The sequence below is a fragment of the Microbacterium sp. Y356 genome, from assembly GCF_059445355.1.
Map to the genome: position 1 here is coordinate 309838 of NZ_JCAIUE010000003.1, position 11029 is coordinate 320866.

Here is an 11029-nt window from a genome sequence, read left to right on the forward strand (position 1 = left end):
GTTGCCCCCGAAGCCTTACACGCACAAGGATGCCGTCGCGTATCGCCCGTTGGATTGGACCGGCATCCATCCGCCTGCGTTCCCCAAGGTGCCAGAGCATGTGGCAATCGTCATGGATGGCAACGGTCGTTGGGCGAACCGCCGAGGGCTCAACCGCATTGAAGGTCACAAAGCCGGAGAAGAGGTACTCCTCGATGTGGTGGCCGGCGCCATTCAGGCCGGAGTCAAACACCTGAGCGTGTACGCCTTCTCGACAGAGAATTGGGCGCGATCACCTGAGGAAGTGCGCTTTCTCATGGGATACAACCGGGACGTGTTGCACCGGCGCCGTGACCAGCTCAATGAGTGGGGTGTGCGCGTGCGCTGGGCCGGGCGGAAACCTCGACTGTGGGGCTCGGTGATTAAAGAGCTGCAGCGCGCAGAAGAGCTCACGCGCGACAACGACGTGCTGACGCTCACCATGTGTGTGAACTATGGCGGGCGGGTCGAACTCGTCGACGCGATGCGTCAGATCGCCGGGGACGTCGCTGCGGGCAAGATCAAGCCGAGTGCGATCAGCGAGAAGATGATCCGTCGGAATCTTTATGTGCCAGACATGCCCGATGTCGATCTTTTCCTGCGCAGCTCGGGGGAGCAGCGCACCTCGAACTTCCTGTTGTGGCAGTCCGCCTACGCCGAGATGGTCTTCCTCGACACGCTCTGGCCGGACTTCTCGCGCGCAGAGCTGTGGCGCGCGATCGAAGTTTATGTGTCCAGAGATCGCCGCTTCGGCGGGGCGGTGGACGTGCCGGACGCTTCCTGATCTCGTTGAAGCACGCGCAGCCATCGCTCCGTCTCACGGGGGTGAGTGAGCCGCACGATCGTGAGGTTCGGGAATTGCTCGCGCTTCTCCGGCATCCGCTCTGCCCAGAATCCAAGCGTTTTCGTCTGCCAGGCCAGGATGCTCTCGGATGGGTCTTTGGTGGCCAGCAGCTTCCAGATCGGCTTCTCGACGTTGCCGTTGTACATCTCGGTGCGCAGGATGCTTCGGCCGAACGTGCGCCGTAGCAACCGTGTCCGCACAACGCGGTACGGGTAGTCGAGCCAGATCGCGAGCTGGGCACGCGGAGTCATGATCTCGTCTGTGCCCTTGCTCGTGTACTGCCACTCGGTGACCCAGCGGTCCGTCGCCGCGAATGCGCGCACATCGTCGAGGAACTTCGGGCGCGGGGTCCAGTTCGGGCCGTGATGTAGGGCATCGATCTCGTGGTGATCGAGTGCCCAGAGAGCAGCGAGGCGACGTGCGAGCGACGTTTTCCCGGAGCCGGTGACGCCGGCGATCAGCACGCGCTCGGGCCGAAACGGCAGCGGGTCGTCCGCCGCCAGCATCGGCGCGGTCATCGCTGTCCCTCGGCAGGCTCGGCGGCCAGCCATCGCTCCGCCTCACGCGGATGCCGCAGCCGCACGATCGTCAGGTGCGGGAAGTCGGCCTCGATCCCCGGCATCCGCTCGTCCCATTTGTATCGGGTGTTCTTCTGCCAGTCGAGAATATTCTCGTCTCCGTGAATGGTGAGCGCTTGCCACAGATTCGGCTCGAGATTGCCGTTCCACAGCTTCGTGCGCAAGATGCGGCGCTTCATGGTGCGACGCATGAGCCTCCGCCGAACGAGCGGGTACGGGTAGTCCATCCAGACGAGCACATCAGCGCGGACTGGCAGGATCGCGTCGGTGCCTTTGCTGGTGTACTGCCATTCGGTGACCCAACGATCCGTGGCGGCGAATGCGCGCACATCGTCGAGGAACTCCGGACGCGGGGTCCAGTTCGGCCCGTGGTACAGAGCATCAAGCTCGTGATGCACGAGGCCCCAGCGGTTGGCGATCCGCCCTGCCAACGTCGTCTTACCCGCACCAGTGATGCCCGCGACCAGCACACGTTGCGCAGCGATGGGCAGTGAGTCGTCGGCGGTAAGCACTCGAAGATGCTACCAACGGAATACTCAGGGACCGATCGTCGTTGAGCCTGTTGTGAGTAACCCCATTTCGATAGACATCTGGTCCGACATCGCCTGCCCCTGGTGCTACATCGGCAAGCGCAATCTTGAACGGGGTCTCGCTGCCACAGCATCCGATGAAGATGCCCCCGAGGTCAACATCACCTTCCACTCCTTTGAACTTTCACCCGATACTCCCGTCGATTTCGACGGTGATGAAATCGACTTCCTCTCCGGGCACAAAGGCATGCCCCGCGAGCAGGTCGTGCAGATGCTCGACAACGTCACGAACGTCGCGAAGAACGCCGACCTGGAGTACCGCTTCGACCTGCTCAAGCACACGAACACTGTCAAGGCGCACGAACTTCTCCACCATGCCAAGGCAGAGGGCATGCAACTCGAGATGGAAGAGCGCCTGATGTCCGCGTACTTCGTCGAGGGCAAGCATGTCGGACGGATCGACGATCTTATCGAGCTCGCCGTCGAGGTCGGTTTGGATGCCGACGCCGCTCGTGACGCGCTGAACAACGACAAGTACCTGCCCGCTGTCCGCCAGGACCAGGCGCAGGCAACGGCATACGGCATCCAGGGTGTGCCGTTCTTCGTCATCGACGGCCAGTACGGCATCTCGGGCGCTCAGCCGCCGGAGACGTTCGAGAACGTGCTGCGCGACCTGTGGTCCAAGCGCGGCGAGTCAGAGGACGATGTCCTTGTGACTGAGGAAGCCGCCGGCTAGCGGATGAGGGCGCCCTCGATCGCCGTGACGATTTCGGGGGCGTCCGGCTTCTGCTTCGGGCGGAACCGCTTTACAGAGCCGTCGGGCAGGACAAGGAACTTCTCGAAGTTCCACTCCACGCGGCCGGCCTTGCCGCCGGCATCCGGTGCAGTTTTGAGCGCCTTGTAGAGTTCCGAGGCGTTTCGGCCGTTGACCTTGACCTTGTCATTGACCGGAAAGCTCACCCCATACGTGGTCGAGCAGAACTCGAGAATCTGTTCGATCGAGCCCGGCTCCTGCCCCATGAACTGATTGCTCGGAAAACCGACCACGCTGAAGCCGCGTTCGCCATAAGCGCGCTGCAACTGTTCGAGCTGTTCGTACTGCGGCGTGAGGCCGCATTTCGATGCGACGTTGACGACGAGCAGCACGTCGGCGCCGAAGTCATCGAGGGTCTTTTCAGCACCCTGGGCGTCCGTGAACGGGATCTGGCGCAGCGCGGAATCGGTCATATCCACAGCCTATGACGCGTTGAGGCTGCACAGGCCGAGAGGTGGGAGAATAGGACGGATATGACTATCGCTCCTGCTCCCGCGCGCGCCTTGCGCATCGGCCCGATCGACCTCGACGTGCCCGTCGTCCTCGCACCCATGGCCGGCATCACGAACACCGCGTTCCGACGCCTGTGCCGCGAGTACGGCGCTGGACTCTACGTCAGTGAGATGATCACCTCGCGTGCGCTGGTCGAGCGCAATGAGACGACCATGCGTCTCATCCAGCATCACGAGAGCGAGACGCCGCGGTCGATCCAGCTGTACGGTGTCGACCCGAAGACGATTGCTGACGCCGTGAGAATCATCGTCGCGGAAGATCACGCAGACCACATCGACCTGAATTTCGGCTGCCCTGTGCCCAAGGTCACCCGCAAGGGCGGTGGCGCGGCGCTGCCGTGGAAGTCGAAGCTCTTCGCGGACATTGTCACGCAGGCAGTGAAAGCGGCCGGTGATATTCCGCTCACCGTCAAGATGCGCAAGGGCATCGACCCCGATCACCTCACCTTCATCGATGCGGGGCGTGCCGCGGAGGATGCCGGCGCTGCGGCCGTCGCGCTGCATGCGCGCACAGCGAACGAGTTCTACTCGGGGCATGCCGACTGGAATGCGATCGGTGAGCTGAAGCAAGCCGTCACCAGTATTCCGGTGCTGGGCAACGGCGACATCTGGTCGGGCGCTGACGCCGTGCAGATGATGGCACAGACCGACTGTGACGGCGTCGTGGTCGGACGCGGATGCCTGGGACGCCCCTGGTTGTTCGGCGAGTTGGCTACGGCGTTCGGCGCTGAGTCGCGCCCGGTCGACGCGACGCTCGGCTTCGTCGCGAACGCTTTCCGTCGTCACGCAGAGCTTCTCGTCGAGTTCCTTGGCGACGAAAGCCACGGATGCCGCGACATCCGCAAGCACGTCGCCTGGTACTTCAAGGGCTATCCGGTCGGCGGCGACGTGCGCACAGGCCTTGCCACCGCACAGAGCCTGGCGCACATCGATGACCTGCTGGGTCAGCTCGACCACGACGCACCGTACCCCGGTGCGGATGCCGAGGGTCAGCGAGGCCGTGCCGGTCGTCCGAAGCGTCCTGCACTGCCGGACAAGTGGCTTGACTCGCGCGAGATGGCAGCCGATGCCAGCGAGATGCTGCGCGGCGCGGAGATCGAGAACAGCGGTGGTTGAGGTTCTCGACGGATACGAGCCGCGTGACGCCGAGCGTTTCGTCACAGAGACTCATCGTTCTGAGCGCGACGGATTCGCCAGAGATCGCGCGCGCGTGCTGCACTCCGCAGCCCTGAGGCGACTGGCCGCGAAGACGCAGGTGCTGAGCCCGGCGAGCACTGCCGATTTCGCCCGCAACCGGCTGACGCACTCCCTTGAGGTGGCGCAGGTCGGACGCGAGCTGGCGGTGGAACTCGGCGTCTCGGCCGATGTCGTCGACACGGCTTGTCTCAGCCACGACCTTGGGCACCCTCCGTTCGGACACAACGGCGAGCGGGCGCTCAACGACTGGGCGGAGCCCATCGGAGGCTTCGAGGGCAACGCACAGTCGCTGCGCATCCTGACTCGTCTCGAGGCGAAGGCTCTCGATGAGAACGAGCACTCTGTCGGGCTCAACCTCACGCGAGCGAGCTTGGATGCCACCTGTAAATACCCGTGGACGATCGACAACCCGGTTCCTGACCCCGGTGGCCGACTGAAGTTCGGCGTCTATCCCGAGGATGAAGCGGTCTTCCGGTGGATGCGCGAAGGTGCCCCTGGACGACTGCGTTGCATTGAGGCCGAGATCATGGATCTCTCGGATGACATCGGTTACTCGGTGCATGACTTCGAAGACGCGATCGTCAACGGTTACCTCGATGTCGCTCAGCTCTCCGACCCCGCGGAACATCATGCGCTGGTCGGTCGCATCCAGCAGTGGGTCGGGTACGACTTCACGCGCGAGGAACTGGCCGACGGGCTGTATCGGCTGACACGTCAGCCGATGTGGCTGAAGTCGTTCGACCGCTCACGTCCTGACCTTGCGCGGCTCAAGAACCTCACGAGTGACATGATCGGCCGCTTCGCGCGTGCCTCTGTCAGCGCGACTCGTGAGGCATATCGAGGGCCATCTCTTGCACGTTACAACGCGCACGTCGTTGTGCCGCGCGTCGTCGAGACGGAGATCGCCGTGCTCAAGGGCATCATGGGGCAGGCCATCGTCACCATCGATGCGCGCAAGGGCGTCTACAAGGAGCAGCGCCGGGTGCTCAAGCGGCTCGCTGAAGCGCTCTGGTCGACCGACACCCTGTGGACCGCAGGTGCCGACGTGCTCGAGCCTGCCTTCGCCGCTGACTTCCTGGCAGCGTCCACCGATCCCGAGCGTGCCAGGGTCGTAGTAGATCAGATCGCAAGCCTCACCGATCAGACTGCGCTCGACTGGCACAGCAGACTGGTCGGCGACATTGACCCCGCCGAAGTAGGCATCTGGACCCCGCGTACTGCGCGCGCCGGTGCTAGTGCGCATGCATCGACCCGAATGGTCGAGGGGGCGCACTGATGCCCCGGATCCTTCAGGCAGACGTCGATGAGGTCAAGTCGCGCACGAACATCGCCGATATCGTCGGCGAACGCGTTGCGTTGAAGTCTGCCGGTGTCGGATCCCTCAAGGGCCTGTGCCCTTTCCACGACGAGAAGAGCCCAAGTTTCCACGTTCGGCCGCAGGTGGGGTACTACCACTGCTTCGGCTGCGGCGAATCGGGAGATGTGTACTCGTTCCTTCGCGAGACGGACCACGTCAGTTTCACCGAAGCTGTGGAAAAGCTCGCAGGGCGCCTCGGCTACGCACTGCACTACGAAGATGGCGGTGCTGCGCCAGAGACCAGCGGACGCAGCCGCCTCTATGCAGCGAACACGGCGGCAGCGGAGTTCTTCCGCGGCCAACTGCTCAGCACAGAGGCCGAGACCGGACGCCGGTTTCTCGGTGAGCGCGGCTTCGATGCCGGCGCTGCTGCGCACTTCGGCGTCGGCTTCGCTCCTCGCGGCTGGGATGGGATGCTCAAGGCTCTGACAACGCAGGGGTTCACCCGCGATGAGTTGCTCGCGGCGGGGCTCGTGTCGCAGGGACAGCGGGGCGTGTACGACCGATTCCGTGGGCGGCTGGTCTGGCCGATTCGAGATGTCACCGGCCAGACGATCGGCTTCGGCGCTCGAAAGCTGTTTGATGACGATCAGGGGCCGAAGTACCTGAACACTCCGGAGACGCTGATCTACAAGAAGGCGCAGGTGCTCTACGGGCTTGACCTCGCCAAGCGTGACATCTCACGCGGTGACCCGCGCCGGGTGGTGATCGTTGAGGGTTACACCGACGTCATGGCGTGCCATCTGGCAGGAATCACCACGGCGGTCGCCACGTGTGGCACGGCATTCGGTTCTGACCACGTCAAGGTGCTGCGTCGAGTGATGGGTGACGACTCTGCTGCGGGTGAGGTGGTGTTCACCTTCGACGGGGACGAGGCAGGGCAGAAGGCTGCGCTGCGCGCCTTCACGGAGGACGATCGCTTCAACGCACAGACATTTGTCGCTGTCGCACCCAACGGACTCGATCCCTGCGACCTGCGCCTGCAGCGCGGGGATGCCGCGGTGCGCGGACTCATGGACACCAAGGTGCCGATGTTCGAGTTCGCAATCGACCGCAAGCTCGCAGGATTCGACCTGGCTACCGTCGAGGGCCAGGTGGGGGCATTGCGCGCTGCTGCCCCTATCGTCGCGGAAATTCGTGACAGGCTGCTGCGGCCCGGCTATGAGCGAGTGCTCGCCCGGCGACTGGGCATGGATCCCACCGAGGTGCGCGCTGAGGTTGAACGCGCCGCGCGAGGACAGAGCCATGCACCGGCGCGTCGAGAGCCGGCGGCAACGTCACAGTCAACGACGGATGCTCCTCAAATCACCCCGGTGACATTGTCGAGCCTGCCGCGCACTGGGGATATCGCGATGGAGCGGGGCGCGCTCATGGGGGCGCTCCAATACGGCCATCAGGTTGATCAGGTGATGCTCTCCCGTGCGCTGGAGGTTCCGTTCCGCAATCCTGCGCTCGAAGCAGTACGCGAAGTCGTGATCGCGGTTGCAGATCGCACCCGCGTCGGATGGGCGATGGATGCTGTGAACGCGGTGCGTGAGCCGTACCGCTCGCTTGCCGGCGAACTGCTCATGACACCATTCCCTGCGCGCGACGAAGCCGGTGCGGTCGCGTCGACCGCTGATCTCGGTCGGCGCATGATCCTGCGCAATCTGGAGCGCGAAAAGAACGAACTCCTCGGGGCAGTGCAACGGGTGCCTGCTGACTCTGATGGTGGTCGTGCCCTGCGGATGCGGCTGCGAGATCTCGACATCGAGCGTCAGCGCTTCGCCGAGTCGTAACAGCCTGGTATACCGAAGTCGGGAGATGATGGAGCCTATGTCTGGCCGGTCTGCTTCTCCTCACGCAATCGAATGCTCCGATCTCGTCATCGATCGAATGGGGCATGGGATGGCCACGCGCGCCGTCGATGGTGTGACCTTCGATCTTCCCCCTGGTGAGCTCATCTGCGTTGCCGGGCCCACTGGCTCCGGTAAGTCCACGTTGGTGGCCGCGCTCGCGGGCTCAACCGACCCGTCGGTGCGTATCGTGGGCGGTCATGCTCACGTGTGCGGCGTGAATGTGCGAAAGCCGGGCCGTCGACACCGTGAACTGACCTATCGCACCGGGTTCATCCCGCAGGGGGCTGGTGCCGATCTCTCGCCGACCATGACCGTTAGCGAGGTGATCTCAGAGCCGATCATGATCCGCGAGAAACGAGTCAACACAAAGGCGCTCGCGATTCGAGTCGCGACGCTGCTTGACGAGCTGCACCTTCCGCTGGGAACGGCAGCGAAGTTTCCCTACGAGCTCAGTGCTGGGATGCGCCAACGCGTCGCGATCGCGCGTGCATTCGTGTTGGAGCCGCGGGTGCTCATCGCCGACGAGCCGCTCGCCAACCTCGATCTGGAGGTGCGGCCCGTGGTGTTCGATGCGATCACGAGACGCCGCAAAGAACAGGGGATGGGTGCCCTGCTCGTCACGAACGATGCCGCTTTCATCCGCGAGTTGAACGCCGAGACGCTGATGCTGAAGGGCGGGCACGTGGTCGCCCGTGGCGTCGGCAACGACCTGCTCTGGGTGCCGAATGCGGAGGCAGATTCGCGAGTTCGGTGACGCGTCTGACGACACGCCCGAGGGCTTCGACGATGTCACGAGCATCCGATGGAGTTTGCTAAGATTGTGGAGTTGCCTCGGCGACGACGCATGATCCCCGATAGCTCAATTGGCAGAGCAGCCGACTGTTAATCGGCAGGTTATTGGTTCGAGTCCAATTCGGGGAGCAGAACAGAAGCCCGACTTCCGCACGATTCCGCGGAAGTCGGGCTTCTTCCGTTTCCGACCGGGTATGTTGAGCGGTTGCTCCGCCAGGAATACCGCCAGGAATGCGGCGTCGAGAGTAGGCAATCAGTAGAACCGGCGGGGCGCCGGACTTCTACGCTGAGCGCTCTCGACCCCTTCGAAGTTCGCGAGTCCTCGCATAGAGGCTTCATGCAACTCACTCCTACGTTCAAACCCCAGCCCATCTCAACAGCTGAGGCCGCTCGCATCCTCGGCATCAGCGCGCGCACTCTTGAGGGATGGCCAGTCTGCCATCGCGGTCTTGCTGACGAGTGTGGTCGCCGTCCACTTCTGCAGGCTCCATCCGGTGCCAGGCACCGCGCACAGTTGGGCGCTCAGAACTTCGTCGCGGAGCCCTCAATGCTCCCGCTGGCGCTCCAGGTCGTCGATCACCCCAGGCTACGAGAAGAGCTGGCGAAGCGCGTCGAGGTCGCCGGAGTCGACCACCTTCTGGACCGCGGCGATGGTGTCCTGGTTCACAAACATGCCCGTGAGCGTGTCGTTCCAAATTGCCCGCACGGTGGCCACGTCACTGGCGTCAACTGCCCTGCCCGCGGACTCGATTGCCTGCTGGTACGGAATCTGCTGGAACCCAGCAGGCGCGTCATCAGGGTTGTAGTACGGCACCCAGGGGGTGTCGGGGTCGGGGGTGAGCCAGAGCACCTGCCCGGGCTGGATCACGCGGACGTGGTTCATCGAGCCGAGGGTTGGGTACGCGCAGAGCCGTTCACCGATCACAGCCTCAACGTCGCCGGGCTCAACGGTATAGGTCAAGGGCGTGCCGTCAGCATCCAATGTCACCTCGCCCTGCGCGAACTCTCGTGCGCCTAGATCTCGGAGAGTCCCCTGGCGCTCCCAATACAGACCGCCGGTGTAGCTGTAGACCTCAGACATGCCGGAGCAGGTTTCCGGCTCGGTAGATTCCAGCGTCGGCGTAGCCTCGGTAACCGGCTCGGCGACAGCCGTGGGAGCAGATGACTTGGACGTCTGGACTGCCGCTGGTGCCGTGGCGGTGCACCCGGCAAGTGCGGCAGTCGTTAGGGCGAGCGCGGCGAGAGTTGTGCTGAGCTTGGCTTTATGTGACATGACGCTCCTGGATTCACGTGACCAATAGCCCACTTGTTGGCAGCTAGCTTAGCCAACCAGGAGAGAGAGAGAGAAGGGCTTCAGTCCCTGCAAACATCCCCTCGGTGCATATCTGGGGGCAGCGCTGACTATCGCAGCCAGGGCGGGTGGAGCGCCTTCATTTATTTGCTCACTGTCGGAGCGGGTATCGGAGGCGGGACAGCGTTGGCCGCGCTGATCGGAGGAGTACTCGTTGAACTCCTTGCTGATCGGAGAGTGAGTCGCCCGCCCGGGGTCCGCGTACGCGGTGGAGCCGCAGGGGCCGCCGCTGGGGCAACTGGGCTTTGGCTCGCCGTGGGCGTGGGGAACGCTATGACCTCGTCGACGGGCACGGCATGGTTTCTGTGGTTCGCAGCCGTCGCGGCGATGACGGCCGTTGTTGCGGGCTCTGCCGCATTGCTCTTCCTTAAACGTGCAGAGCGCGTCCGGTCGTCTCGCGGCAGCACTACCCATTCGCAGACTGACGGTAACAAGTCGGGACGGAACTGTTCCATAACCTCGGTGTCCCATAAGCCATGGGATACAAGACACAGAATCGCGCGCGAGAACAATCCTGTCGTGAAAATGCTCGGATGGCTCAGCGTGTCATCCGAACTTCCACAAGCCCTTCAATGTCGGGATCGATGAACTCAGCACCGTCCGTGCGGAACCCGTGTCGTTCATAGAACGCCCGTGCGCGGTCATTGCCGCTGGCGACCCAGAGTTGCGCGGGACAATCTCCCAGGGCAGCCTCCAGGAGAGATTGGCCAGTACCGGTGCCGTGCTCAGCGGCCAAAAGGTAGATGGAATACAAATGCAGGCTGCGTGCCGGAGTGAAACCCTTCATGGCGTCGGGATGATTGGCCGGACCGGCAAAAGCGAATCCGACCACCTCTCCGTCGCGCTCGGCGATGACCACGGTTCCTGGGAGCGAGTCGAGCCCTAGGATTGACGACCACATGCGACGCCGTCCTTCCAGGGCCTCAGCACCCATGAGTCGATCTGGAATCAGCCCGGTATACGTCTCTCGCCATGACTGAACGTGAACGTCAGCGATCCCATCGGAATCGGAGAGTTCAGCCTTGCGCACAGGCAGTGGAAAACAGGTCATCGTCCGACGCTATCGCGCCGGTCGCCCGCTGCGCTTATGCGTCTCGTAACCTCACTGTCTCGAAACCGGCGAGTTCAAGCGGTGTCTGCAACACCGATTTGATTTGTTGGATTTGAGAGTAGCGCGGCAAGGACTTCTGCGGGCGTG

Annotated in this window: 11 protein-coding genes and 1 tRNA gene; 7 read left to right on the plus strand and 5 right to left on the minus strand. The window is 63.4% G+C overall.

Annotated features, from left to right (window positions below):
- The first annotated feature begins 1 nt into the window (after nucleotide 1).
- Entirely contained in the window at nucleotides 2-802 is an 801-nt protein-coding gene (locus AC1C2Q_RS17125; protein ID WP_495428637.1) for an isoprenyl transferase, read from the plus strand.
- Here AC1C2Q_RS17125 and AC1C2Q_RS17130 read toward each other — a convergent pair.
- Both AC1C2Q_RS17130 and AC1C2Q_RS17135 read right to left on the minus strand, forming a co-directional pair.
- Nucleotides 745-1380, minus strand: coding sequence for a P-loop NTPase family protein (locus AC1C2Q_RS17130; RefSeq protein ID WP_495451108.1), 636 nt, complete (start codon nucleotides 1378-1380; stop codon nucleotides 745-747). The genes AC1C2Q_RS17125 and AC1C2Q_RS17130 overlap by 58 nt on opposite strands.
- Nucleotides 1377-1952, minus strand: coding sequence for a P-loop NTPase family protein (locus tag AC1C2Q_RS17135; protein WP_495451109.1), 576 nt, complete (start codon nucleotides 1950-1952; stop codon nucleotides 1377-1379). The genes AC1C2Q_RS17130 and AC1C2Q_RS17135 overlap by 4 nt, the downstream gene beginning before the upstream one ends.
- 52 nt (nucleotides 1953-2004) lie before the next feature.
- On the opposite strand from AC1C2Q_RS17135, the gene AC1C2Q_RS17140 reads away from it, so the two are divergent.
- The gene (locus AC1C2Q_RS17140; RefSeq protein WP_495428639.1) at nucleotides 2005-2706 is read left to right on the plus strand and encodes a DsbA family oxidoreductase; all 702 of its coding nucleotides are present in this window, start codon (nucleotides 2005-2007) and stop codon (nucleotides 2704-2706) included.
- Here AC1C2Q_RS17140 and AC1C2Q_RS17145 read toward each other — a convergent pair.
- Nucleotides 2703-3197: a glutathione peroxidase gene (locus AC1C2Q_RS17145; RefSeq protein WP_495451110.1), complete on the minus strand. Its 495-nt coding sequence runs from the start codon at nucleotides 3195-3197 to the stop codon at nucleotides 2703-2705. The two genes, AC1C2Q_RS17140 and AC1C2Q_RS17145, sit on opposite strands and share 4 nt — an antisense overlap.
- A 60-nt stretch (nucleotides 3198-3257) precedes the next feature.
- Between AC1C2Q_RS17145 and dusB the strand changes: the two genes are divergently transcribed.
- From dusB to AC1C2Q_RS17170, 5 genes are all read left to right on the plus strand, one after another.
- Nucleotides 3258-4412 (plus strand): tRNA dihydrouridine synthase DusB, encoded by a 1155-nt coding sequence (gene dusB, locus AC1C2Q_RS17150; RefSeq protein WP_495428641.1) that lies wholly within the window; start codon nucleotides 3258-3260, stop codon nucleotides 4410-4412.
- Nucleotides 4363-5769: a deoxyguanosinetriphosphate triphosphohydrolase gene (locus AC1C2Q_RS17155; protein ID WP_495451112.1), complete on the plus strand. Its 1407-nt coding sequence runs from the start codon at nucleotides 4363-4365 to the stop codon at nucleotides 5767-5769. The genes dusB and AC1C2Q_RS17155 overlap by 50 nt, the downstream gene beginning before the upstream one ends.
- On the plus strand, nucleotides 5769-7628 hold the full coding sequence (dnaG, locus tag AC1C2Q_RS17160) for a DNA primase (protein ID WP_495451114.1): 1860 nt from the start codon (nucleotides 5769-5771) through the stop codon (nucleotides 7626-7628). The genes AC1C2Q_RS17155 and dnaG overlap by 1 nt, the downstream gene beginning before the upstream one ends.
- A 109-nt stretch (nucleotides 7629-7737) precedes the next feature.
- The gene (locus AC1C2Q_RS17165) at nucleotides 7738-8442 is read left to right on the plus strand and encodes an ATP-binding cassette domain-containing protein (RefSeq protein ID WP_495451115.1); all 705 of its coding nucleotides are present in this window, start codon (nucleotides 7738-7740) and stop codon (nucleotides 8440-8442) included.
- Between the two features lie 94 nt (nucleotides 8443-8536).
- Nucleotides 8537-8609, plus strand: a tRNA-Asn gene (locus tag AC1C2Q_RS17170).
- Nucleotides 8610-9066: 457 nt separating this feature from the next.
- On the opposite strand, the gene AC1C2Q_RS17175 is transcribed toward AC1C2Q_RS17170, so the two are convergent.
- On the minus strand, nucleotides 9067-9753 hold the full coding sequence (locus tag AC1C2Q_RS17175) for a hypothetical protein (RefSeq protein ID WP_495451116.1): 687 nt from the start codon (nucleotides 9751-9753) through the stop codon (nucleotides 9067-9069).
- Between the two features lie 616 nt (nucleotides 9754-10369).
- Entirely contained in the window at nucleotides 10370-10690 is a 321-nt protein-coding gene (locus AC1C2Q_RS17180) for a GNAT family N-acetyltransferase (protein ID WP_495451117.1), read from the minus strand.
- Between the last annotated feature and the right edge of the window lie 339 nt (nucleotides 10691-11029).

Bases quoted from the DNA above. Each gene is read 5' to 3' on its own strand.
- dnaG (WP_495451114.1), top strand. From the start codon at position 5,769: ATGCCCCGGATCCTTCAGGCAGACGTCGATGAGGTCAAGTCGCGCACG.
- AC1C2Q_RS17165 (WP_495451115.1), top strand. From the start codon at position 7,738: ATGGCCACGCGCGCCGTCGATGGTGTGACCTTCGATCTTCCCCCTGGT.
- AC1C2Q_RS17145 (WP_495451110.1), bottom strand. From the start codon at position 3,197: ATGACCGATTCCGCGCTGCGCCAGATCCCGTTCACGGACGCCCAGGGT.
- AC1C2Q_RS17175 (WP_495451116.1), bottom strand. From the start codon at position 9,753: ATGTCACATAAAGCCAAGCTCAGCACAACTCTCGCCGCGCTCGCCCTA.
- AC1C2Q_RS17155 (WP_495451112.1), top strand. From the start codon at position 4,363: ATGCCAGCGAGATGCTGCGCGGCGCGGAGATCGAGAACAGCGGTGGTT.
- dusB (WP_495428641.1), top strand. From the start codon at position 3,258: ATGACTATCGCTCCTGCTCCCGCGCGCGCCTTGCGCATCGGCCCGATC.
- AC1C2Q_RS17130 (WP_495451108.1), bottom strand. From the start codon at position 1,380: ATGACCGCGCCGATGCTGGCGGCGGACGACCCGCTGCCGTTTCGGCCC.